This window comes from Aeromonas sp. ASNIH8, from assembly GCF_002919855.1.
GTDB classification, from domain to species: Bacteria; Pseudomonadota; Gammaproteobacteria; order Enterobacterales; family Aeromonadaceae; genus Aeromonas; species Aeromonas caviae.
Window position 1 is genome coordinate 1 of the sequence record NZ_PQLN01000061.1, and the last position, 23,235, is coordinate 23,235.

The 23,235-nt window shown below is 59.4% G+C and carries 17 protein-coding genes, 3 tRNA genes and 1 pseudogene; 12 read left to right on the forward strand and 9 right to left on the reverse strand.

Going from position 1 to position 23,235, the window contains the following annotated elements; translation table 11 throughout:
- Positions 1-427: 427 nt before the first annotated feature.
- A pseudogene (istB, locus tag C3418_RS15555) lies at positions 428-631 on the reverse strand (IS21-like element ISAs29 family helper ATPase IstB); the annotation flags it as partial.
- 251 nt (positions 632-882) lie between these two features.
- Between istB and C3418_RS15560 the strand changes: the two are divergent.
- The 9 genes from C3418_RS15560 (at position 883) to C3418_RS15600 (ending at position 13,750) form a co-directional block, all read left to right on the forward strand.
- Positions 883-2,139, forward strand: coding sequence for a hypothetical protein (locus C3418_RS15560; protein ID WP_103858836.1), 1,257 nt, complete (start codon positions 883-885; stop codon positions 2,137-2,139).
- Positions 2,136-2,744, forward strand: a complete 609-nt coding sequence (locus C3418_RS15565) for a hypothetical protein (protein ID WP_005330555.1) — start codon at positions 2,136-2,138, stop codon at positions 2,742-2,744. The genes C3418_RS15560 and C3418_RS15565 overlap by 4 nt, the downstream gene beginning before the upstream one ends.
- Complete coding sequence (locus C3418_RS15570) at positions 2,741-5,503, forward strand: hypothetical protein (protein WP_197971467.1); 2,763 nt, start codon at positions 2,741-2,743, stop codon at positions 5,501-5,503. The genes C3418_RS15565 and C3418_RS15570 overlap by 4 nt, the downstream gene beginning before the upstream one ends.
- Positions 5,500-6,372, forward strand: coding sequence for a hypothetical protein (locus C3418_RS15575; RefSeq protein WP_021140990.1), 873 nt, complete (start codon positions 5,500-5,502; stop codon positions 6,370-6,372). The genes C3418_RS15570 and C3418_RS15575 overlap by 4 nt, the downstream gene beginning before the upstream one ends.
- 136 nt (positions 6,373-6,508) lie before the next feature.
- A complete protein-coding gene (locus tag C3418_RS15580; RefSeq protein ID WP_103858837.1) occupies positions 6,509-7,471 on the forward strand; it encodes a hypothetical protein in 963 nt (320 codons plus the stop codon).
- Positions 7,472-7,780: 309 nt separating this feature from the next.
- Positions 7,781-9,604, forward strand: coding sequence for a DNA recombination protein RmuC (gene rmuC, locus C3418_RS15585; protein ID WP_053288404.1), 1,824 nt, complete (start codon positions 7,781-7,783; stop codon positions 9,602-9,604).
- 250 nt (positions 9,605-9,854) lie between these two features.
- Entirely contained in the window at positions 9,855-10,286 is a 432-nt protein-coding gene (locus tag C3418_RS15590) for a hypothetical protein (RefSeq protein ID WP_021140579.1), read from the forward strand.
- A 312-nt stretch (positions 10,287-10,598) separates the two neighbouring features.
- A complete protein-coding gene (locus C3418_RS15595) occupies positions 10,599-11,183 on the forward strand; it encodes a bifunctional 2-polyprenyl-6-hydroxyphenol methylase/3-demethylubiquinol 3-O-methyltransferase UbiG (RefSeq protein ID WP_103858838.1) in 585 nt (194 codons plus the stop codon).
- Complete coding sequence (locus C3418_RS15600; RefSeq protein ID WP_258040072.1) at positions 11,180-13,750, forward strand: DEAD/DEAH box helicase family protein; 2,571 nt, start codon at positions 11,180-11,182, stop codon at positions 13,748-13,750. Before C3418_RS15595 ends, C3418_RS15600 begins: the two co-directional genes overlap by 4 nt.
- A gap of 108 nt (positions 13,751-13,858) precedes the next feature.
- Here the strand turns inward: C3418_RS15600 and C3418_RS15605 are convergent, their stop codons facing one another.
- The 4 genes from C3418_RS15605 to C3418_RS15620 all read right to left on the reverse strand — a co-directional run bounded on the left by C3418_RS15605 (position 13,859) and on the right by C3418_RS15620 (position 15,626).
- On the reverse strand, positions 13,859-15,076 hold the full coding sequence (locus C3418_RS15605; protein WP_103858840.1) for a J domain-containing protein: 1,218 nt from the start codon (positions 15,074-15,076) through the stop codon (positions 13,859-13,861).
- Positions 15,077-15,236: 160 nt separating this feature from the next.
- A tRNA-His gene (locus tag C3418_RS15610) sits at positions 15,237-15,312 on the reverse strand.
- Positions 15,313-15,436: 124 nt separating this feature from the next.
- Positions 15,437-15,513, reverse strand: a tRNA-Arg gene (locus C3418_RS15615).
- Between the two features lie 36 nt (positions 15,514-15,549).
- Positions 15,550-15,626: transfer RNA gene (locus C3418_RS15620), tRNA-Pro, on the reverse strand.
- 203 nt (positions 15,627-15,829) lie between these two features.
- Between C3418_RS15620 and folD the strand changes: the two genes are divergently transcribed.
- Positions 15,830-16,687 (forward strand): bifunctional methylenetetrahydrofolate dehydrogenase/methenyltetrahydrofolate cyclohydrolase FolD, encoded by an 858-nt coding sequence (gene folD / locus C3418_RS15625; protein WP_010674955.1) that lies wholly within the window; start codon positions 15,830-15,832, stop codon positions 16,685-16,687.
- Between the two features lie 85 nt (positions 16,688-16,772).
- Here folD and C3418_RS15630 read toward each other — a convergent pair whose 3' ends face one another.
- The 3 genes from C3418_RS15630 to C3418_RS15640 all read right to left on the reverse strand — a co-directional run bounded on the left by C3418_RS15630 (position 16,773) and on the right by C3418_RS15640 (position 20,037).
- On the reverse strand, positions 16,773-17,936 hold the full coding sequence (locus C3418_RS15630; protein WP_103858841.1) for a PLP-dependent aspartate aminotransferase family protein: 1,164 nt from the start codon (positions 17,934-17,936) through the stop codon (positions 16,773-16,775).
- Positions 17,937-18,028: 92 nt separating this feature from the next.
- On the reverse strand, positions 18,029-19,051 hold the full coding sequence (locus C3418_RS15635; RefSeq protein WP_103858842.1) for an isopenicillin N synthase family oxygenase: 1,023 nt from the start codon (positions 19,049-19,051) through the stop codon (positions 18,029-18,031).
- Positions 19,052-19,398: 347 nt separating this feature from the next.
- Positions 19,399-20,037, reverse strand: coding sequence for an NAD(P)-dependent oxidoreductase (locus C3418_RS15640; RefSeq protein ID WP_041211536.1), 639 nt, complete (start codon positions 20,035-20,037; stop codon positions 19,399-19,401).
- Positions 20,038-20,137: 100 nt separating this feature from the next.
- Here C3418_RS15640 and C3418_RS15645 point away from each other — a divergent pair, with 100 nt between their 5' ends.
- Both C3418_RS15645 and C3418_RS15650 read left to right on the forward strand, forming a co-directional pair.
- On the forward strand, positions 20,138-21,037 hold the full coding sequence (locus C3418_RS15645; protein WP_103858843.1) for a LysR family transcriptional regulator: 900 nt from the start codon (positions 20,138-20,140) through the stop codon (positions 21,035-21,037).
- A gap of 116 nt (positions 21,038-21,153) precedes the next feature.
- Positions 21,154-22,053 (forward strand): AraC family transcriptional regulator, encoded by a 900-nt coding sequence (locus C3418_RS15650; protein WP_069785695.1) that lies wholly within the window; start codon positions 21,154-21,156, stop codon positions 22,051-22,053.
- Here the strand turns inward: C3418_RS15650 and C3418_RS15655 are convergent.
- Positions 22,050-23,165, reverse strand: coding sequence for an EAL domain-containing protein (locus C3418_RS15655; protein WP_103858844.1), 1,116 nt, complete (start codon positions 23,163-23,165; stop codon positions 22,050-22,052). The genes C3418_RS15650 and C3418_RS15655 overlap by 4 nt on opposite strands.
- Positions 23,166-23,235 lie beyond the last annotated feature (70 nt).

The window sequence follows — 23,235 nt, forward strand, 5'->3', positions numbered from 1 at the left end:
TTTTTACAACCGCCAGCGTCGGCATTCACGACTTGGCAATGTCAGCCCGGCGGAGTTTAACAAGAGGTATTGGAGAACTGCTCAGGCTGCTTGATCCGGGACTGTCCGATCTTGTCAGGACACCTCAACCTGAACACTTTGCCCCTCCTTTCCGGAAACAGTGTTCAACATCCCGGAATCACTGTTCACACTCACCGGAATCATCCTTAACGCATTGATGTCACCGCCGATGTAAAAATGACCCACTAACGCCGGAGTAAAGATGACCCACCTGGGCCAAGATCGTGGCTTTTGAGCCACGCCCATGTTGACCCAGGAGTTATCAGTGGAAATCAGAGTGTTGGCCCTGCGTATTCCGGTGAAGTTGAACAGTGATTCCGGCCAACGTGAACACCCTGATCCTTAACGCGCTCATGTCATCTCGTTTCTAACTCGACTGTTCAGATTGGGTCAACTCACTTCTCCTCTTTCTCATCGATTCTCCCTTCAGTGACAGCCGGTGAGCGTTGTGCATCAGCCGGTCCAGGATCGCATCTGCCAGGGTGTTGTCCCCCAAGCTCGCGTACCACTCTTCCGTTGGTAGTTGACTGACCACTACCGTCGAGAATTTTCCATACCGATCATCCATGATCTGCCTGCTGGAGGCGTGATCCAAGCCAACATCCTGGCGGTAGTCCGGCCCACACTTAGCGTTTGAGCATTTGCAGCAATGGCGGTAAGGGAGACCGGAGTCGTCAGATATCTGCTTGAAAAAACGACATGTAGAAGTATCCAGTATTGTTGCCAGCTGGGTTGCTTTCTATGCTCTTGTGGTCAAATGACGCCAGCCGTCCATCGTATGATTCTTTGGACTGGGGCCAAGGGAGCGAACAAGGATACCGAATGGCAAATCCCAAAAGTCTGATATTCCAACTGCATAAACATTGGGACGTCATCGAAGCATTGGTTCGGGCTTCGCGGGAATGGCCTGCTTTCGATGAGGCGATGGTGCTGAGGCTAATTGGCAAGTCCAGCCGGGGCAGTGACAGCGAGCCTGAGTGTGGAGAAATCTTGCGCAGCCTATGTAGCAGCGATGTCCTGCAGTGGCTTGAGCGAACCGATACCCTGCAGGTCAACCCCTTGGTGCAAGAGTTTGCGCGGGGGCTGTTACGTGAGCATGAGTTAGGGCTTTCTGCCGTGCTCAAGGCGCGTATCGAGGCCATCAAACAAGCGACAGCACAAATACTGGAAGGTTCTGAACCACTCAATCCCGATTATTTGCGTCAGGGCTCAGCCAAGATGTCAGACCTGTTGCGGCAGATCAGTTTGCAATTGGATCAGGATCGCCATGCCATATTGGAGCTGGCCGAACAGGCTAAATCCGCGGATGCAGCCATGCCAATAGCGCAACGTTATCGCTCAGTGCTTGAAGCCTATGACCAGTATGTGGAGCCCATGAACGAGATGATGGACTCCGGGCTTGCGGGCAACTTCTATCCCTTTCTGGAGCAGGCGGAGAGGGCTCTGGATCGGGCTGTAGAGGCCATCACCATACAAGGTGGGCTTTATACCCACCAGTTACAGTTGCGTCAGGTTTCTTATCAAGCCAAGGAGTTGCAGCGGTTGGGAAGATTGGTAGCCCAGCAATGTGCCGCCACCTTGCTGCCGCTGCGTGAAGAGCTGCGCGAGCATAATGGCCTGTCTGCCGCCATCAGCCAGTTGTTGGGGCGTGTGCGCAAACGTGGCCTCACGCGAGCTCTGCCGTTGCGCAATACGAAGGGGGCCTTGCCTGTCTGGCGGCAGGAGCGACCGCGACGCGTTAGTGTAGGCTTCGAGGTCAAGGATTTTATGGCCAGCGCCCTGGCGTACATACCGGAACTCATCCGTTTCCCGACGGAGGTCCCCTTCGACGCCTCACTGGTAGAGCCCATTGATGACGAGACCCTCAAACAACACCTGCAAGAGAGCCTGCCAGTGGAGAACCTGATGCTCTGGTTGCTACAGCATTATGGCGAGCAGCCGGATGCCACCTTGTTGCGACTCTACCACGAACTGGTGCGTGAGCCTCTTTGGCTGGCGAGCCTTCACCCAGATAGCACCACAACGGATTTGCAAGAGGTGCTGGTCAGTTATCACCCCAACAGGATCCAGAGATCATGATTACCTCTATTTCGCATCTGGAGTCGCTCGGTGCCCTGAGTGAGCTGTTTCGCCTGTTCAACAGCGGCAAGCACCTCAACCGGGTGGCGGAGCCTGCCCTGTGGGCCGAGCTGGAGCGGTGTCAGGAAAGCTATCAGGCTATTTTTGCCGCCCTGGGGTTTGAGCTTAAAGTCGAGCCACGTGGCTATGCCTGGTTTCATATCGAGGAGTCCGGCAGCCAAGCCAGCAAGACTAGCAAGCGCCTGGCGTTGTTATGGATGTGCTTGTTTGATACCCAGGCTGATGAGGGCAGACCCTTGTCCCGCTTTACGGAGTGGCGGGTAGACAAGGCCTTGCTGGCCAAGGCTCACGAGCATCATCAGGAGATCCTGGAGGCCGAGGGGTTGGAGCTGGATGGCTTCATCGCGTTGCTGGACAGCGCGGTCAAGCTCGGATTTGCGTTGTCACTTAACGGTTATTGGCAGTTATTGCCGGCGGTCTATCGCTATCTGGAACACTTCGAATCGTTGAGCGCATCTGGCCAAGACGATTCATTCGATGAGCCGCAGGGTGGCGAGGAAGATGAATCGGCAGAGGTGGGTTTGGATGAGGAGGAGGAAGCATGATCCAGTACGGGTTTGAGCGTCTGGTATTGTTGGGCAGTGCCGGGTATCAGAGAGCCGAGTTGCCGCTGGATGCTGCCGTCTCACTCATCGCCCCCAATAACACAGGTAAAACCAGCCTCATCAACGCGCTGCAGTTTTTATTGATCATCGACCAGCGACGCATGGACTTTGGCGCCCACGATCTGGAGAAGTCCAAACGATTCTACTTCCCCAACAACAGCGCCTACATACTGCTGGAAGCCTGTCTGCCAGAAACGGGGACCGTGGTGCTGGGATGTGTCGGCAAGGGGGTTAGCCATGACTATCAGTACTTTGCCTACAAGGGAGCGTTGGATCTGGATGACTATCGGTTGGACGGCGGCGCTCTGGTGGCGGAGCCCCAACTGGTAAACCACCTGGCCACGCGCCAGCGGCTGGTGTTTGTCTACAAGAGTCCCAATGATTTTCGCGATGCCCTGTATGGTGGTCGTCGCAAGCGGGCCGCCAGCGAGCCCGATTTCACCCTCTTTCATCTGGAGCATCAATCGGATGCTGCTGCCTATCGACAGGTCCTCACTCGTACCTTACGGCTGGATAGGCTCACCTCGGCCGATGTCAAAAATTATCTGTTGGAAATCTTCAAACGGGACTTGTCGGATGCGGCCATCGACTTTCGGCAAGAGTGGGAAAAGGCATTTAGCGAGGTCAATAGTGAACGGGCTCAGTATCAGGCGGCGGTCAATCAGTCTGCACGGATCCTGAGCTTGGCCAAACAAGTGCAAGAGCGTTTGACGCTCAGAGGCAAGCTCATCGTCTGGTGCCCACAGATAGAAGAAGACCTCAAGCAGTGGCACTCCTACTATGAGTCCACAGCAGAGGAATTGGCAGCCAAGGTGTTGCAATGCGAGACGGCACAAAAGCAATCGGGGAGCCGTATTCAGGAGCTGAGTGTCGAACGGCTCGTAAAACAGCAGTCCCATACTCAGCTGCTGGCGCTCAATCAGCAGCAAGCGGAGCTGGAGCGTCGGTTTACCCTGCTTTCGGGACGTGAGCAACTTGAAACACAGCTGGCGGCGGTCAAGGAGAATTTGGAGGCTCAGATCACCCTGCTGGGGCAGGTCAAGAGCCGCAGCGTAGAGGACATAAGGCGAGATTTACGTCGGCAACAGCAGTTGTCGATGAGCCTGCATCGGCAGCAGGAGACTTTGGCCGACAATCTCTATCGACACATGGCTGAGCATCTGAGTGAAGAGGAGTTACTGCGACTAAACCGGGTGCTCCAGGCCGGAGTGATGCAGTTGGGACCGGCAGATTTCGAACTTGATATGCCCCGGTTGAAACAACAGTTGTCACAGGCGCCGAGCGAGACGCTGATGCTGGCTGGCCTGCGCATTAACCTTCATCGGTTGCATCCCCAGTTTCAGCAACTCAGTGAAGCCGAGCTGGAGGAGCAGATCAGGGATACCGACAGGCATATCGCCAGTTTGGAGGAGCAGCGGCAAACAGCCGAGCAGCGCCATCAGGCCGAGGCACACAAGCAACGATTAGAGCAGGAGCAGCAACAACTGCGGCAGGAGCTGGCCGACTTCGACACCTGGCAGCATTTATTGGCCCAGAGTGACCAGCGAGCAGAGCAATTGATAGCCCATAAACAAGAGCTGGATAGGCTACAGGCCGAGCTGGCAGCGATTAACCAGCAGCAATTGAGCTTGGTTGATCAACTCAATGCTTTGCGACAAGCGCAGATGCGACTGAATGATGAGCATAACGGTATCGTCACCATGCGTAACCAGCGCGAGGATCAGGGGCCAGAATTCGGTTATCTGGAATCTCTTTCCTACCATCCCTGGCTCGGGGGCGCCACCAGCACGCTGGATACCCTATATACCCGTTTGCAGGAATTCCAGGCTGATAGTCGTCAATTGTCGGCGTTGAACAGCGCGTTGCAGCGCGGTTTGCAGGATTTGCACGCTGGCGGACTCACCAAGTATGAACACTGTCCGAATCAGGACGAGGAGTGGAGCCGGATCCTCGATTTCCATCAGATGTTGCCAAAAGAAGCCGAGGCATTGGAGAAGAAGGCCCGCAGTGCCGTGATCAATGTCACCGCCAGCCTTAAACAGCTCAGACAGGGGCTGAATGCTTTCAAGGCGCAGATGCGAGGCTTCAACCGGCTGGTGAGTCAGCGCCAACTGTCCGACCTCAGGGTTTTCAAAATCGAGCCCAGGGATGAAGCACACTTGGTGGAAGCCATCGAAACTCTGCTCGATAAGTCCGCTCAGGTGGAGACGGGGGAGAGCTTCGATCTGTTTAATCAGCAAAGCGTGCTGGATGATGTGCGATTGGATCGCGCCAAACAGACCTTGTTTGATGAGGGCAATGCCCGGCAAGGGCTCCGTGTCGCCGATCTGTTTCGCCTGGAGTTTGTGATAGGTAAGCAGGATCAGCAGGAGGAGTCCTTCACCGAGATAGACAGTGCGGCCTCCAACGGCACCGTATTGATGGCCAAGCTGGTGACCGGGCTGGCCATGCTCCACCTGATGCATCACAAGAACAAGCGCATCCGCACCATCTGTTATCTGGATGAGGCGCTGGCGCTGGATACCCGCAACCAGAAAAATCTGATCGATGTGGCGGCAGAATTCGGTTTTGCCCTGATCTGCGCCTCGCCAGCTCCGTTGACCACGGCACGCTATTGCGTACCTATCCATCACCATGCCGGCAAGAACCATATCAATCGGCAGAGCTGGCTGGTGCTTGCTCCCAAGGAGCGACCATGAGCCGTAGTTTGATCGCCGCCTTGCGCAAATTGCGCCAAGCCCCTGGAGGAGGGCTTGCCAGCTCTCAATTGAGCGAGGGGCAACGACGTGAGCTGAGCAGCTTTGCCCGCGCTACCGGCAGCATACAGATGCGGCCCGAGGGCAGGGGAGTCGTATTTGAGATAAGGCTGCCCGCCGTGGTGGAACACCAGTGGCGACAACTGGTGCCGATAGAGCAAGCCGAATTGGTCGATGGTCTGCCACGCCGAGCGCGTAACATCGCCGCCACTCGCCGTAGCAAGGGGGCAGATCATGGGCATGAGTTCAGCTATCTGCTGTTAAAGGCCGGTCCCGGTCAGGTGGCGTGGCGAGACGATAAAGACAACCGGCTGGACTTGCGACTGAGCACCGATCAACTGGGCGTCGCCGCTCTGACTGTGCACGCCGACAGCACCTGGTATACCGAACATCCGCTATGGCTTGTGGAAAATCAGGCGCTGTTTGACCAGCTGGACTGGCTACCCTGCGCCCAGCCCGCCAGTGTTGCTTATTACAGTGGCCAATTGCCCAACACATTGTTGGATTGGCTCGCCTTGCGCCAGCGGGCGCCTGCGATCCACTTCTTTCCCGACTACGACGGAGTGGGTCTGCTCAACTTTGCCCGGCTTCGCAGCCGTCTTGGCCACAGCGTGGCCCTGTGGTTGATGCCCGAGTGGCCATCTCGTCTCGAGCGTTTCGGTTGTACCACGCTTTGGCAGGATACCCAGCGCGAATTCAACGCCATGCTGGCACACCCTGCGACAGCCGATTTCGACGTGGAAGTGAAGCAATTGATCCGGTCAATGCAAGCCAGCGGGATGGCGCTGGAGCAGGAAGCCGTGTGGTTGTGAGGAACTGCCCCGTCCGTCTCGCCTGCCTCTTATCTGTCTATTAGTTTGAAAATATCTGCTTGAAAATACGACATGTGCAAAACCCCAGTATCGAAGCGGCTTTGCTCGAACGATATAGTCATCTGGGTTTTAACTGATGACTTGGGAGATAAAGGATGAAGGCGGCGACACGCATGATTGGCAAGGGTTACAACCATTGCATCGAGATGCGCTCACCCTTCCGCTGAGCCTGCGCTTTCGCGATGAGCAGATGGCCAACATCCGACAGGGATTTATCCCTCCGGCGATGGAGTACAAATGGTTCTGCTATTTCGAAGGAGAAACTCTCCACCTATACCGGAGCTGGACGGGGAGCAAGGCGGCGGAAGTGCTCTTTGTTCGTGACAGTGAAGGTTGGTGGCTGGCATCGAGAATGCGGTTGTCGCTGGATCCTGATCATTTCGGCTGGTCTTTGGAGGAGGCCAAATCGATCATCGAAAGCGAAATTGCCTTTTATGCCGCCGGGCAAGTCCCCGCCGATGGCTTTGCGCAGATGCTGCAAACGGCGTCCCAAGCGGGTTATTTCGGCTCGCCCAGCGTCGTGCATGAATTGCTGTTTCCCTTCTTCCATTGTCTGCTCTGCAAGGGGGTGGCGCCGCATATCGAGGGCATCCCAGCGCGAAGCGTTGCCGATGTTGTGGAGGAAAATAAACGGGTAACGCGTGCGATCAGCAGGCAGACCGGGGAGGTGCACGGCCTGGAGGCGTGGCGCACGGCGGAGCAACTTGGCAAGGCCCTCATCCATTACTTCGAGTTGGATGAGGGGTGGCACGCAGGGGAAGATCTCGCCTTCACGCTCAGTGAGGGGCTGGCTGCCGTCGGCATTCAGGTATCCGAGGTGATCCTGGCCTTTATCCATGCGCCATCTCCCACGCTGGACGGCCTCATTCAGTATTTGAAGGTGATACAGGACTTTGTGGTCAGCGTCATGATGGGCACTAACAGCGCCTATTACCCGGATCTGGTGTTGGCGGATTTCAGCTGGGCGCGTCGCAATGAGTTTGCGGCCCAAGGCCGCGCCATGAGCCACGCGCGAGCGGGCGAAGAAGACGTCGAATAGGAAGATGAGCCAACCCCGGGGACCGCATACCATCCCAGCCCGTCGACAAGCTCGACGCCATGCTCAAAGGTGCGGCCGACAAGCCTGTGAACGTCGCCATCCAACGGGATTTTTAATAAACATTCTGCTCAGTTGAGCATCAGCAGGCGGGAGTGTGAGTCACCATCGGTTTCCATGAAATCGGGCGTGTTAGCCTGTTGCACAGTAGTGGCCAGCATAGGCATTGACGCGATTATCGTGGTTATCGCCGGGCAAAAGCACTATTCGCACCACTTACATCTGCCTTTCAAGCACGCTTAAGGAGTATTCATGCAAATCAGCCAGTGGACTACGGAGATCATTGTCATCAGCGTCATCATTGCAGTCGCTTGCTGCGTGATTGGCTACTTTGTGGCGGCGCTGCGCCACGGCAACCGGCTCGGTCAGCTCACTAGCCAACTGGGGCAGGCACAGCAGGCACAGGGCTTGCTGACACAGCAATTGGCACAGGCTCAGGAGCAGCTCAAGGCGGCGGAACAACAATGTTATGGGCAGCAGGTGGAGGCCGGCAAGGTGCAGACCCAGCTAGAGGGTGCCAAAGAGCAGCTGCAAGAGTTGGCGACGCAATTGAGCGAACGTAAGGCTGCCAGCGAGGCCTTGCAGCAGCAGTTGAGCGCGGCCAAGGAGCAGCAACATGACGCGGAGAAGCGTCTGGAGACGGCACAGGCCGAAAACCGTGGTCAGAAAGAGCAGATCGCTGACTTGCGTGAACGCTTGAATCTGGCTGATGGGCAAAACCGAGCAGCCCATGATGAGATCAGCCAGCTCAAGGATAAGTTGGCCAATGAAGGCAAACATGCGCAATCCCTGCAGAGCGCGGAGCGCGAAGTCCGTGAACAACTGGTGGATGTCAAACAGACCCTGAAAGAGCGTGAGAACGCCATTCTCGGCCTGCAGGAGCGGTTGCATCAGGTTGATAACGAACACACCGAGCTCAAGACCACGCTGCAAAAGCGGGAAGAGCACTTCCAGGAGCAGCTGGGTCAACTTGCCGATGCCAAGAAGACACTGGCACAGGAGTTTGAAAACCTCGCCAACAAGATTTTCGACGAGAAGGGCAAGGCGTTCACTCAGAGCAGCCAGATCGGGATCGATAGCCTGCTCAAGCCATTTCGCGAGCAGATCGAAGGATTCCAGAAACGGATCAACGAGGTGCACGATGTCTCGGTGCAAGGCAGCGCTCAGCTCAATGCCGAGATCCGGAAGGTGCTGGAAATTGGTCTGAATATGAGCAAGGAGGCCAACAACCTCACGTCGGCCCTCAAGGGCGATTCCCAGCAGCGCGGAGCCTGGGGGGAAGCGCAACTGCGCCGCACACTGGAGATGAGTGGCCTGATTGAAGCGGCCCACTACGAAGTGCAGAGCAGCTTCAAGGATGCGGAAGGCAAGCACAAGCAGACCGACTATCTGATCAAACTGCCGGATGGCAAACACATCATCATCGACAGCAAGGTTTCTTTGGTGGCTTATGATCGGGCGGTAGCGGCCGAGAGCCCAGAGGCGTATCAGCTGGCGATGGCAGAGCATCTCAAAGCGGTGCGCAAGCATATCGACGATCTGGCATCGAAGGATTACATCAACTTGATTGGCATGCACAGCCCCAGCTTTGTGCTGATGTTCATGCCGATTGAACCCGCCTATATCGAAGCGTTGAAGCACAACAAGGATTTGTTCGAGTATGGATACAACAAGGGCATCGTACTGGTCTCACATACGACCCTGATCCCCATCCTGCGCACGGTATCAAATCTGTGGATGATCGAACGCAGCAATACGGAGGCCCGCGAGATCAGTGAAAAAGCCGGCGACATCTACAACCAGGTCTGCCTTGTTGCCGAACGTCTGAGCAGCTTGGGCGGCACGCTCAACACCGCCAGCAATCACTACAACAACACGGTCAAGGCGCTGGTGGGCAAGCAAGGGCTGTATGGCAAAGTGGAGAGATTCAACAAACTCTCGGCGAAGGCCAGCAAGACACTGCCGCAACTGGACGCCATGCATATGGACTTCGAACAGGATCGGTTGTCATTGATCGTCGAGGCTCTGGAAGAGCCCGGCACGATTGCCATAGAGGAAACGGCGCCGACGGCATAGTCGTTTAACGATGCAGATCGCGTAAAACAATCAAGGCGCTACACAGGCGCCTTGATTGTCTGGGTTGCAACCCATTGCCATCGTCGTCCAGCAGACCCCGCCGATAAACGCCGGCTCGGTGATCAGACACCCCGCATCTGCTCCAAAATGCGACATGTGTATGTAACCAGTATCGGCATGGGTATTGAGGCGGCATATACTGGACCCGCTTGAAGAGAGTCCCAGTCAGCCCCAACCAAGGAGCATGTTTATGTCACCTTCGTTACCCCCGCTCGGCGTATTAGCTGGTGCCCTGTTACTGCTGGTGGTCCAGAGTGCCGGGGCCGCCGACTGTACCTATCGGAAAGACAGCCTCGGTAATACCCGCTACCAGTGTGATGATGGCAATAGCGGCACCCTGCGCAAGGACAGTCTCGGCAACGTCAGGGATTCGCAAAGCGGCACCACCTGGCGCAAAGACTCTCTCGGCAATGTGCGCAGCAGCGAAGGCACCACTTACCGCAAAGATAGTCTAGGCAATGTACGGGTCAGCAATCCCAGCACCGGCGAGACCGTCACCTGGCGTAAAGATAGCCTCGGCAACCTGCGGTCCTCCAATGGCACAACTTGTCGCACCAACTCCTTGGGGCAAGTTAGATGTGATGGGCAGAGCACACCGCCAGCAGTGTTGGGCGCAAAGTGAACCCAGACTGTGGTTCTGATCTATTAGACCGCCATGATGAATCGCTGACGCAGCGTACATCTTGGCCAAATAGTAGAAATGATCGATTTGGTGATCTGGCTTCATAGAGCTACCGTGCTCTCAGGCTTAGAATAACACTCTTTTTGATAGCATGAACTGAGCGCCGTTAGGGTCAATAGAGCATTTATGAATAGCGAAGAAGGTGCCAGTTGGCCTTCCCGTACTGCGGATTGTCTGAAATGGCACTGACTCGATTTTTTTACCCCTAACTCTCTGTTAATCTGAGCGTTTTCTGCTAGGTGCCTGCTTACTATGTCTATCGATTACTACAACCAACACGCCGATAGCTTCGTCGAAGGCACGCTGTCGGTCGATATGCAGCCGCTTTACCAGCGCTTCCTGCCTCTGCTCGCTCCCGGCGCTCATATCGTCGATGCGGGCTGCGGCTCTGGTCGGGACAGTCTCTACTTCCGAGAGCAGGGCTTTCAGGTCACTGCGTTCGATGCCAGCGCGGAGCTGGCCCTGCGCGCCGAGCGCCTGCTTGGTCAGCCGGTGCAACTGTGCCGTTTCGATCAGTTCGTGGCTCCCGCGCCGGTCGATGCCATCTGGGCCTGTGCCAGTCTGCTGCATGTTCCCCGTGCCGAATTGGATGCCGTAATGGTCCATCTGTGCCAGCAACTCGCCGACGGTGGTCTGCTCTATTGCTCGTTCAAATATGGGGTAGACGAGACCGAGCGCGATGGCCGAGTCTTCACCCAGTTGGATGAGGCGGGGCTGCAAGCCCTGATAACGCCGTTGCCGCTGAGCGAGGTCGAGATCTGGCAGACTGCGGATCGACGCCCCGGCCGCGAGCAGGAGTGTTGGCTTAACGCCATCGTGCGCAAGGTCGGGTCATGAGTGCACCCGTGCTCATCAGCGGGGGAGAGGCGGGGGATCCGGAGTTCAACGATCCCCTGTTGCCACATCTGCTGGACGCCATCGCCCGTTGTGGCGAGGGTAGCCGCATTGAGTTGTGTGTCTCCTTTATTCGCCAAAGCGGGCTGGTGTTGTTGCGCGGTGCCCTGCACGAGGCGCTGGCGCGAGGAGCACGGCTTCGGGTGATCACCTCGGACTATCTGGAGGTGACCCAGCCGGTGGCGCTGCGCGAGTTGCTCAAATTTGATCCCGCTCGCTCTTGCGCGCTGATCTACCAGAGTCAGGGCAATCGCGGTTTTCACCTCAAGTCCTATCTGTTTGTCCAGCACGCAGCCCAGTACCTAGGCCAGCAAGTTGGCCAGGAAGGGTCGCCAGCGGTGCTCGGTGGTCAGGCGTTTCTCGGCTCCAGCAATATCTCTGCCGCCGCCCTTACCGAGTCGCTGGAGTGGAACTGGTCGCTCAGGGCTGAGCCGAGCGGACCCAGCGAGCCGCATCACAGCCTGCGTCAGCTCGCGGCTCAAATCGAGCGGCTGGCGCAAGACGCGCGGGTCGTGCTCCTTACCCACGACTGGATAGATGGCTACCTCGCTCGCTATCGGCAGAGCGCGCTGCGGGAGTTGCGGGTGCTCACCGGGGATCATCGCAGCAGCGCCGAGCAGCTGCGTGAAGCCCCCATCCCCAACAGCGTGCAGCAAGAGGCGCTGATGGCGCTGCAAGCCGCGCGGGCACAGGGGCATAAACGGGGCGTGGTGGTCATGGCGACCGGCCTTGGTAAGACTTGGCTCGCGGCTTTTGATGTGCGCCAGATGCAGGCGGCCCGCCTGCTGTTTGTTGCCCATCGGGAGGAGATCCTGACCCAAGCGCGCCAGACCTTCTTGCACATGGCGCCGCAGGCAAATTCTGGCCTCTATCACGGTCAGCAGCAGGATGAGGCCGACTGGTTGTTTGCCTCCATCCAGACGCTGGGCAAGAGTCGGCATCTGCTGCGCTTTGCACCGGATCACTTCGATTACGTGGTGGTCGATGAGTTTCATCATGCCGCCTCACCCTCCTACCGGCGCTTGCTAAACCACTTCAAGCCCCGCTTCCTGCTCGGGCTGACCGCGACCCCTGACCGCACCGATCAGGCCGATATTCTGGCGCTGTGCGACAACAATCTCGTCTTTGAACGGGGGCTGGCGCTCGCCATTGAGCAAAAGATGCTGGTGCCGCTCACCTATCACGGCATTTTGGATGACACTATCGACTATGCCGCGCTGCCTTGGCGCAACGGTCAGTTTGACCCCCATGCGCTGGAGAGTGCCTTCGCCAGTCAGAAGCGGGCTCAGCACGCCCTTAGCCAGTGGCGACGTTTACGCCAGCAGCGCACGCTGGCCTTCTGCATCTCGACCCGTCATGCCGATTTTATGGCCAGCGTCTTCCAGCAAGCCGGAGTGCGGGCGGTAGCCGTCTATGCGGGCTCCCGTCAGGGGCGACAAGCCGCCCAGGAGCAATTGGCCGCCGCCGAGCTCGATATCATCTTCTCGGTAGATTTGTTCAACGAAGGCACCGACTTGCCCGCCATCGATACCGTGCTGATGCTGCGTCCCACCGAGTCGCGCATCGTGTTCCTGCAACAGTTGGGGCGGGGCTTGCGCCTCTATCAAGGCAAAGAACGCTTGGTGGTGATCGATCTGGTGGGCAATCACAAGGCGTGTCTCTACAAGCCTCAGCTGCTGCAAACGCAATTGACCTACTCGCCAACGCACGCAAACAGGGCGATGACGCTGGCGGCAGGTTGTTTTATCAATCTGGATCCCAAGCTGCTTCCGTTGCTAGCGCTGTTAAAAAGGCAGCAGCAACCGACTCTGCTTGAGACCTATCAGATCCTCAAGGAGTACCTCGGTTATCGTCCCACAGCGCGGCAAACCTGGGTTGCCCGGCTGGGTGAGCAACTGCGTTTCGATACCCAAAAACAGGGGGGCTGGTTTGAGCTGCTCGCCCAAGCGGGCGATCTGGGGGAGGAGGAGCTGCGCGTGCTGAACCGGCACGGCGACTTTCTGCGTGCGGGGGTGGAGAACACCGCGCTCAACAAGAGCTTCAAGTTGATCCTGCTATTGGCCTTGCTCGAACTCGACGGTCTGCGTGAGCCACCCACCTTGGCAGCGCTGGCCAGCCACTCCCGTTACCTGTTCGAGCGGCATCCCGAGCTGGCCCGTCTCGATCTGCCGGCCAAGCAGCAAACCCTGAGCGCCGACAGCCCGGCTTGGCTCAGTTACTGGAAGAGCAATCCGATCAAGTTCAGCAGTGGCGGCAATCCAGGCGCCAAGGGGGAGTACTGGTTCGAGGTAAGGGAGGAACGCTTCTGCCCACGCTTCGCGGTGAGTGAGGAGGATATCGATCCTCTGCATCGCATGGTGCAAGAGCTGCTGGACTTGCGTCTGGCCCAATATCAGCAGCGCAAAATCGCATCGGCAGCCGCCATTTCCCCTGAGCCCTTCACAACTATCCACGATGAGGAACAGGCGCTGGCGCCTGATGCCAAAGCGCGTCAGGTGACCCTGATTTAAGGCTGGCTATCCGATAGCACGATCAGTGTAAAAACCAGCAGTGTGAAAACAATCAAGGCGCCAGTGGCGCCTTGATTGATTGATGAGATGGTCGGTCACCGCTGGCCGTTACCTAAACAGCCATTCCATATCGTCCTCTTCCTCATCCCACCTCATTTGCTGCTGATCCCAGCGGGCCGTCAGATAGGGTTTGAGGGTCTGCAGGGTGGTGATCTCGGCCAGCTGGGCAGTCAGGTGGTCGATATCACGCAGCAAATAGTCCCGATGTTCGGCAAAGGCCTGCTCGGTCTTTTTCTTAGATGATTGCTTGAATTTGTGCAGCACCGCGCCCATTAGCCCGTCTTGCCCGCCGTAGTAGCTGACTTCGAGCTCGCGTAGCTGGCGTTTCAGCATCGGGTTGAGGTAAGCGAGGTTCTCGTCACTGAGCAGGTTATCGAACTCGGGCAGGTGGGTGTGGGCCAGCTGCAACAGGGTGAACATCTCTTTGTTTTCCCAAGCCTGACTGAGTTGGCCCATGATGCGGGTCTTTTCCGCCTGCATGGCGGGGTCGGGTTCCCGATCCGGGTGCAGCGCCAGGGCGAGCTTGCGATAGAGCTGCTTGAGGCTGGATTTGCTGAACAGCTGTTCGATGCGCATCTCTTCCTCTTGCTCACGACGGGTGCGCGTGTGGGCAAAAGCATCTTGCTGCTCAGCGCCGAAGGGGGACTCATCGGCAAACAACTCATCATCGTCGAAGAGGGCATCCTCTTCCTCACCAGCGGTGTCACTCCCGTTGGCCATTTTCTGCTTCGCCGCGTTTATCAGGTACTCGTGCAACAGAGCGGGGTTTTTGACCATATCGCGCAAGGTGTCGATGTCTTCGGGGCAGTGACCACAAGTTTCCATCAGCATATGGGTAAGTTCATCACACTGATAGTCGAGCTGTTCGTCATCCATGTGCAGGGCGGTATTGGTTTGGATTTGGTGATAGAGGGGGGCCAAATCCATCTCGCCACGAAACGGATTGGACTCGAGATAGTTGATGAGATCGTGGATCCAGTGGTGCAAGGTCTCCCGTTGCCACTGGGTAAAGCTCTTGCGAGCCGTAAAGTCGGTCAGTCGCTTGGTGAGGGCAAAGATGAGCTCGCATTGTTGACGCTCAAGGGGTTCGATGTCGCTGGTGAAGCGCTGATAGATATCGCGGCCGTTGAGGGTTTGCTTGTCGATTTTTGCCTGTAGCTTTTCGAGCGCTTGCCAGTTGCGGTGGAAGAGATCGAGGGCGGGGTTACCCGTCGTGGGGGAGGGCTGGCGAGCGGGCTGCTTGCGAGCTGGATTACGAAGAGACATAGGCCGCCTCCATAGGCGTTATTTTGTTCGCTAAAACAAAAAAACCGGCGCGGGGCCGGTTTATCGCCGCGCATAAATAGCGCGAAGTCTGCCTTGCAGATGAGTTGCTGGCCATATTAAAGCCTTTCTTACGCAACAGATAGCAACAACAGAGAAATAATGGGGTGGCTGATGGGGCTCGAACCCACGACAACCGGAATCACAATCCGGGACTCTACCAACTGAGCTACAACCACCACTGAAATCATCGCCATTTTGTGTCTGCCAAGGCCTGGCCAAGGTCATCCTGAGATAATCTGCCGAATGGACGATAAGTCACACTCTTCATCAATAACTCAATGATTTAAAACACATTTTAAATGGCGCGCCCTGCAGGATTCGAACCTGCGACCCACGGCTTAGAAGGCCGTTGCTCTATCCGACTGAGCTAAGGGCGCGTTGTATCAAGAAATCCGGGGATTTCCCGATGAACCTGGTCGGTGATAAAGGATTCGAACCTTTGACCTTCTGGTCCCAAACCAGATGCGCTACCGGGCTGCGCTAATCACCGAAAATTCGCCATCCAGCATACCTTCGGCGGCACCACTGGGCAACGGGCGGGCATCATACCCAAGCGCCAAAGTCAGCGTCAACGACTTTTTCCACCAGTAAATTCAAGTGCCTACTTATTGCCCTCCCTGCGAGAGCCGCTAACACCCGCGCCAAAAAAATGCGACAATGCGCCGCAGTTGAACACATGGTGAGTGAAGAACGATGTCTGCCAAAATCATTGATGGAAAACAGGTTGCGCAAACGATTCGCAATCAGGTCGCCGCGCAAGTCCAACAGCGGTTGGCGCAGGGGAAACGGGCACCGGGTCTGGCGGTGATCCTGGTGGGGCTGGATCCGGCCTCCCAAGTCTATGTGGGCAGCAAACGTCGCGCTTGTGAAGAGGTGGGATTTGTCTCCCGCTCCTATGACCTCAGCGCCACGGCGACACAAGCGGAGCTGCTGTCCCTGATCGACCAGCTCAACGAGGATCCGGAAGTGGACGGCATCCTGGTGCAGTTGCCCTTGCCGGCCCACTGCGATACCACCCAGGTGCTGGAGCGCATTCGTCCCGACAAGGACGTTGATGGCTTCCATCCCTACAACGTGGGTCGTCTGGCCCAGCGCATCCCGGCGCTGCGACCCTGCACCCCCAAGGGGATCATGACCCTGATCGAGACCACCGGCGTCAAGACCCACGGTCTGCATGCGGTGGTGGTCGGGGCTTCCAACATCGTGGGGCGCCCCATGACGCTGGAGCTGCTGCTGGCTGGTTGCACCACCACCACCTGTCACCGTTTCACCCAGGATCTGGAGACCCAGGTGCGCCGGGCCGACTTGCTGGTGGTGGCGGTGGGCAAGCCCAACTTCATTCCGGGGGAGTGGGTCAAACCCGGTGCCCTGGTGATCGACGTGGGCATCAACCGCCTTGCGGACGGCTCCCTGGTGGGAGATGTGGAGTATGAGACCGCGCGTAATCACGCCGCCTTCATCACGCCGGTACCGGGGGGCGTGGGCCCCATGACGGTCGCCAGCCTGATGGAGAACACCCTGAGCGCCTGCCAGGATTACCACGACGCCTGATGAGGGCGCCGGGCAGAAAAGAGAAAGGGAAGGCATTGCCTTCCCTTTTTTTATTGCGTCACTCGCCCGGAATCGCTACTGGATATCAGAGGAGGGCCAGGGCGGCGGCCAGATCGGCAATCAGATCGTCGGCGTCTTCCACCCCGATGCTGAAGCGGATGAGATCGTCATTGACCCCGGCAGCGAGGCGGCTCGCCTCGTCCATGGCTGCGTGGGTGGTGCTGGCCGGATGGCAGGCGAGGCTCTCGAGATCGCCGAGGCTCACCGCCTGCACGAAGAGTTGCAGGTTGTCGAGCAGGGTGGCGCAGCGCTCAAACCCGCCTTCCAGCTCGATGCTCACCATGCCGCCAAAGCCGCTGGCGAAGGCGCCGAGGGCATCGTGGCCCGGATGGCTGGCAAGGCCCGGGTAGATCACCTTCTTCACCGCTGGGTGGGCATCCAGGAAGTCAGCCACCTTCTGGGCGTTGTGCAGGTGGGCATCCATGCGCAGGGGAAGGGTCTTGACCCCCCGTTGCAGCAGGTAGGCCTCCTGCGGGCCGATGGGAGAGCCGATGTGCTTGAGGGCCACGGTGCGAATCGACTTCATCAGCGCGTGAGAGCCCGCCACCACCCCGGCGATGATGTCGCCGTGACCGCCCAGGTACTTGGTGCCGCTGTGCATGACGATGTCGATGCCAAGCTCGAGCGGGCGCAGCAGGTAGGGGGTGAGGAAGGTGTTGTCACACACCGTGATGGCACCCACCTTGCGGGCCGCCTCCACCACCACCTGCGGATCCACCACCTTGAGGGTGGGGTTGGTCAGGGTTTCAAAGAGTACCACCTTGGTGGCGGGGCGGATGTTGGCCAGCAGCGCCTGATCGCTCTCGTAGGCGGTGATCTTGATGCCGGCGCGGCTGAAGGTCTGCTTGAGGAAGGCATCGGTGCCGCCGTAGAGGGGGCCGATATAGGCTACTTCATCACCGCTGTCGGCCAGGGCATACATGATGGCACTCACCGCCGCCATGCCGCTGGCCACCACCAGTGCCTCATCTGCACCTTCGAGGGCTGCCAGCTTCTGCTCCAGCTCGGCGGTGGTGGGGTTGCCAAAGCGGCTGTAGATGAAGCCGGGAGCCTGACCGGCGAAGCGCTCCTTGCCCGCCTGGGCGTTGAAGTAGCTGAAGGTGCTGCTCTGGTAGAGCGGGGTGGTGAGGGCGCCGGTCTGGGGATCGATCCGCTGGCCGCTGTGCACGCTCATGGTCTTGAATTTCATTTTTTTACTCCGTCATTGTCAGGTCGTTGCCCGACTGCTTGTGTTATCCGGGGCGCCGTCGCGCCCCTTTTTTAATGTCGAGTGGCGGGTTGTCAGACTAGCGCTGGCTCGCGCTGCGGCTCGCCTGCATAGTGGCGAGCCGCCACATCCGGATGGGAGCGTAGCCTCCCCTTGAGCACGTTCTCCCCCACCTGATAAAAGAGCGGGTTGGCGGGATCGCTCTGGGGCCCTTCGGCCAGCGCCGCCAGCTCGGGGGAGAGGCTAAGCAGTGGCACAGTCGCATCCAGCCTTGCCGCCATGAAGAAGGCGCAGGAGAGGCGCGATACCCCGGGAGGTGGGCTCACCACCCGGTGCAGGGTGGCCTTGAGGTAGCCGTCGGACGCGAGCTCCAGCAGCTCGCCGATGTTGACCACCAGGGCGCCCGGCAAGGGGGGCGCGGGGATCCAGCCATCCGCCGTCTCCACCTCGAGCCCGGAGTGATCGTCCTGCATCACCAGGGTCAGGTAGCCGGGATCCTTGTGGGCACCTACCCCCTGACCACTGCTGCCTTCGGGTTGTCCGGGGTAGTGAATGAGCTTCATGTGCTGGTAGGGGGCACCGCGAATGCTCTCGTCAAATACGCCGGCGGGCTGCCCTAGCACCTCTGCGAAAGCGTCCAGCAGGGTGAGGGTGATGTCGCTCAGTCGATCCTGCCATGCCAGCAGACGTGTTTTCATCTCGGGCAGGGCGGCGGGCCACTGATTGGGGCCGATGAGGCGCTGCCAGGGTTCACGAATGTGCGCCACAGGCAGGGCCTGGGCCTCGTTCATGATATCGAACTGCTCCCGCAGATCCGGCCGTGCCCGGGTGAGCTCTGCCCCCACCTGGTTGTAGCCGCGAAAGTGGGGGGAGTGGACCATCTGCACCGCCAGTTTTTCTTCAAGTGGCAGGGCGAAGAAGCGGGCGGCGAGCGCCAGGGTCTCCTGGCGCGCCGATTCGCTCAGATCATGGCCCACCAGATAGAAAATGCCCACTTCGCGGGCGGCCTGGCCAAGCTGCGCCAGCATCCGGCTGCGTGCAGCCGGGGTGCCCTTGAGGGCGGCGAGATCGATGATCGGCAATGATGGGGTGGTCATGGGCATCTCCTCACTTTCCGTGAACGGGGTCTGCGTGCCCCGGCGTGCGGGGTGTTGCGAAACCGGGGCGCACTCTTCTTGAGTGGCGCCGTTTGGGTTGAGGGTGATGCTACTGTTCGAGGTTATAAGGTGGAAGCAACAAAATATTCTTAGTTATATACAAAATTCGAAATGGAATTCGGACTTGAGCGAATGGAACGAGCAACGGGCGGCTCAGGCGGCGATCGGCCGTACCGGGTGAGAGCGACATTGGCGTGACGGGATAGACGCGGGAGAGAAAAGGCGGAGGGAGGCATCCGCCTCCCTCCGTGTGACTGTCATGGGAAGGGTTGCTGGCGCGCCTTTCCTCAATAACCCAGGGTGAAACGCTGGCGCAGGTGAGCCGGTGCTTGCGCCTCGTTCAGCACCCCGTCCGCCAGATCGCCGACCGTGATCCCGGCGGGCTGCTCGCCGCTGAACAGCACCTGATCCGTGCCAAGGCGGTAACCGCCGCGCTTCTCGCCGGGTTCGAGGAACACCGGTGGGGAGACGAAACGCCAGTCGAGGGTGGTTTCCCGGCGAAGGGCGGTGAGACCATCCCGGGCCGCGAGGGCCCCTTGCTTCCACTCTGCCGGGAACTCCGGGGTGTCCACCAGCTGCACGCCCGGGGCGATTTCCAGACTGCCGGCACCGCCGACCACCAGCAGCCAGCTGTTGGCCGCGACGGCGGCGGCCACGATGGCGCTGGCCCCCTTGAGGTACTGATCGTAGATGTCCGGGGCACTCCAGCCCGGGTTGTAGGCACTGATCACCCGATCGTGCCCCTTGAGCACCCTGGCCAGTGCCTGGCTGTCCTGGGCGTCCACCGCCACGGCGGTGACTTGCGGGTGAGCGGCGACCTTGCTCACGTCACGCACGATGGCGGTGACCTGATGACCGCGGCTGACGGCCTCCTGGAGGATGGCTGAACCGACAAAACCGCTGGCACCGATGAGGGCAATCTTCATGGGAATTCTCCTTCACTGTGGGAATGGGGCTATCCTACGCCCCCGAGTGTGATTTAATAATCCACTTAAAATTGCATTCACTTGTAAGCAGGGCTTCATAATGGATCAGCTCAGACGCTACGCCATCTTCGCGGCCGTGGTGGAGGCGGGCAGCATGACCGGTGCCGCCAAGGCCCTCGGCATGACCCCGTCCGCCGTCAGCCAGCATATCAGTCAACTGGAGAGCCAGCTCGGCCTGCCCCTGCTGCACCGCTCCACCCGCCGCCTCAGCCTGACCGAAGCGGGGGAGGTGGTGTGGCAGGGTTGCCAGTCGTTGCAGCAGACCTTGAACGACACCGAGCTGCGCCTCTCGGAGGTGCGCGACAGCCTGCTCGGAGAAGTGCGGATCACCGCGCCGGTGGGGATGGCGGGCCAGCCCCTGGCGCGGGCGCTCTCGCCACTGCTGCAGGCGCACCCGGGCCTGGGCATCCAGATCATTGCCGACGACGAGAAGCGGGATCTCATCAAGGATCGCATCGACGTGGCGCTGCGGGTCGGCACGCTTGAAGATTCCACCCTGGTGGCACGCAGGCTGGGTCAGACCCGGATGCTGCTGTGTGCCTCGCCCGCCTATCTGGCACGCAAGGGCACGCCGCGCAGCCCGGCGGATCTGCTGGCCCACGACTGGCTGGCCTCGGACATGCTGGGGGGCGGGATACTGCTGCTGGACGAGAAGGGGGAGGCCCACAAGGTCAAGCCCAAGCCCAGGGTGCTGTGCAACAACGTCTTGCCCCTGCGCCAGTTTACCCTGGCAGGGCAGGGGATTTCGCTGCAACCGGAAGGTGAAATAGAAGAAGATCTCGCCACCGGTCGGTTGCTCGTGCTGCTGCCGGGCTTTTTGGCCCCTCCCATGGAGATCCATGCCATCACCCCCCAGCGGGAGATCCCGGAGAAGGTGCGGCGGGTGATCAGCGCCCTTCGCAGCCACTTTGCCGAGCATGGCCAGAGCCGTCTACCCTGAGCGGGGCGGGATGAATAGCCAGGCGGTGCGCCGGCCTTGCGGTCGGCGCGACACCCCTGTTTAATGTGGCCCTCCCGGGCCAGAGCGCCCTCTGCTGGCGTGGTCTCAAGCGCATCATGACACCGACTTCTCCCCACCCACTCCGTGAGCCGGCACCCGAGGCGCGCGCCCACCTCACCCGCATCGAGCGAGTGCTCGACTACATCCATGCCAATCTGGATCAGCCGCTCTCCCTGGAGGCGCTGGCACGGCAGAGCTGCTGGTCCCGCTGGCAGTTGCAACGGGTATTCCTGCATGAGACGGGCCAGACGGTGGCTCACTATGTGCGCGAGCTGAAGCTGAGCATGGCGGCGGAGGCGCTGCTCTCCACCCGGCTGCGGGTGCTGGATGTGGCGCTGGATCACGGGTTTGGCTCGGAAGTGAGTTTCAGCCGCGCCTTCAAGCAGCAATTTGGCTGCTCGCCGCTGGCGTATCGCAAGCGGGGCCTGCGGCTGGGGCTGCGCACGCCCCTGGTGCGGGCGGCGGTCCCCCGCTCTGCCTCTCCCAACCTGGTGCAGGTGCGCATAGAGAGCCTGCCAACGTTCACCTTGCAGGGAGTCAGGGGCACGATCCGGGGGTTGTTCGATGCCTCACCGGATTTTCAGCAGACGGTGCCCGCCATCTGGCGAGCGCTGCGCGAGACGGGGGCGCTGGACTTGTCGAGGGAATGGCTGGGGGTGGTGGATGTGTCGGGGGCAGGGGAGCGGCTGCCTTACTGGGCCGGAGTGGCCACGACGGCGCCTACGCCCCCCGGCCTGTCGAGTCTCAACGTGCCGGCCCAGGAGTATGCCGTGCTCACCCACAAAGGACCCATTGCCCAGCTGGGGGAGAGCCTGCACTGGTTCATCCTGCACTGGCTGCCGGAGTCGGCATACCGGGGGCTGGACGGTTTCGAACTGGAGCGCTATGCCCCCGGCTTTGACGGCCAGCAGCCCGAGGCCACCATGGAGTACTGGCTGCCCGTCGCCCCCCGTTAGGGAAGGAGGCTCACCCCGGCATGGCGCCGGGATGGCTCCGGGCGTGTGGCGCTGGCCAGGAGATCAGTGAACTGGGCCGGTGGCAGCGGCTTGGCGAAGTAGAAGCCCTGCAAGTAGTCGATGCCATAGTGGCGTGCCATCTCGACCTGCTCCTGGGTCTCCACCCCCTCGGCGACCAGAGCCAGCCCCATGCGATGGGCGAGATCCAGGATGTTTTCGACGATATGGCGGGAGGGGCCTTCCTCTTTCATTCCCTTGATAAAGCTGCGATCGATTTTGATGATGTCCACATGGAACATCTGCAGATAGCAGAGGCTGGAGTGGCCGGTGCCAAAGTCATCGATGGCGATGAGCACGCCCAGCTCGTCCAGGGCATCGAAGATGGCGCGGGTCTGCTCGTCCGCATCTACCATCTCCCGCTCCGTCACCTCGAGCACCAGGCGCAGATCCTGGCCCGGGAAAGCGCGAAGAAAGTCGCGGCACTCGGCGACGATGTCCCGGTTTTTGAAGTGCTGGGCGCAGACATTGACGGCGACGTGAAAGCCGGGGGGCAGCCTGTTGGCCACCCCGACCAGATAATCCCGGGTCTGGGCCATCAACTGGCGGGTCATGGGTACTATGTAGCCGCACTCCTCCGCGAGGGGAATGAAGTGGTTGGGGGCAATCATCCCTTGTGTGGGATGACGCCAGCGTATCAGCACTTCACAACCGCGCAGGCGCCCCTGCCTGTCCATCACGGGTTGCAGATAAGGGATGAACTCCCGGGCCGCCATGGCTCTGGCGAGCTCGCTGCGGGGGGAGCCGCTGCGCCCCCTCAGATAGAAGGTGAGCAGCCCCAGCAACAGCGCCAGCACAGGGGCGGCAAGCAGGTTCTCCTGGTTGTACGCCCAGGCAAACGCCAGCACTTCCTTGTAACCGTTGAGCGCCACCAGGCGATAGGGATGAGCGGTGGGCTCGCTTTGTTGCAGACGTTGTCCTCCTTCCAGCAGGCGGGCTGCGGGCAGGGTCCTGCCGTGGCCATCGAGGGCCTGGTCCCCGAGGAGGAAGAAGAGGTTGTCCTCTCCCATCACGGCCTGCAAGGCGCCGAAGATGTGGAAGCCGTCCAGCTCCACCAGCAGGGTGCGATCGCCGGATGGCTTGGTATTGTCTCAATCAGGGCTGATAAAAGGGTGGGTATGCTAT

Bases quoted from the DNA above. Each gene is read 5' to 3' on its own strand.
- C3418_RS15640 (WP_041211536.1), bottom strand. From the start codon at position 20,037: ATGAAGATTGCCCTCATCGGTGCCAGCGGTTTTGTCGGTTCAGCCATC.
- C3418_RS15630 (WP_103858841.1), bottom strand. From the start codon at position 17,936: ATGAAATTCAAGACCATGAGCGTGCACAGCGGCCAGCGGATCGATCCC.
- C3418_RS15570 (WP_197971467.1), top strand. From the start codon at position 2,741: ATGATCCAGTACGGGTTTGAGCGTCTGGTATTGTTGGGCAGTGCCGGG.
- C3418_RS15650 (WP_069785695.1), top strand. From the start codon at position 21,154: ATGACACCGACTTCTCCCCACCCACTCCGTGAGCCGGCACCCGAGGCG.
- C3418_RS15565 (WP_005330555.1), top strand. From the start codon at position 2,136: ATGATTACCTCTATTTCGCATCTGGAGTCGCTCGGTGCCCTGAGTGAG.
- C3418_RS15605 (WP_103858840.1), bottom strand. From the start codon at position 15,076: ATGTCTCTTCGTAATCCAGCTCGCAAGCAGCCCGCTCGCCAGCCCTCC.
- folD (WP_010674955.1), top strand. From the start codon at position 15,830: ATGTCTGCCAAAATCATTGATGGAAAACAGGTTGCGCAAACGATTCGC.
- C3418_RS15575 (WP_021140990.1), top strand. From the start codon at position 5,500: ATGAGCCGTAGTTTGATCGCCGCCTTGCGCAAATTGCGCCAAGCCCCT.
- C3418_RS15590 (WP_021140579.1), top strand. From the start codon at position 9,855: ATGTCACCTTCGTTACCCCCGCTCGGCGTATTAGCTGGTGCCCTGTTA.
- C3418_RS15595 (WP_103858838.1), top strand. From the start codon at position 10,599: ATGTCTATCGATTACTACAACCAACACGCCGATAGCTTCGTCGAAGGC.
- C3418_RS15600 (WP_258040072.1), top strand. From the start codon at position 11,180: ATGAGTGCACCCGTGCTCATCAGCGGGGGAGAGGCGGGGGATCCGGAG.
- C3418_RS15645 (WP_103858843.1), top strand. From the start codon at position 20,138: ATGGATCAGCTCAGACGCTACGCCATCTTCGCGGCCGTGGTGGAGGCG.
- C3418_RS15560 (WP_103858836.1), top strand. From the start codon at position 883: ATGGCAAATCCCAAAAGTCTGATATTCCAACTGCATAAACATTGGGAC.
- C3418_RS15580 (WP_103858837.1), top strand. From the start codon at position 6,509: ATGACTTGGGAGATAAAGGATGAAGGCGGCGACACGCATGATTGGCAA.
- rmuC (WP_053288404.1), top strand. From the start codon at position 7,781: ATGCAAATCAGCCAGTGGACTACGGAGATCATTGTCATCAGCGTCATC.
- C3418_RS15635 (WP_103858842.1), bottom strand. From the start codon at position 19,051: ATGACCACCCCATCATTGCCGATCATCGATCTCGCCGCCCTCAAGGGC.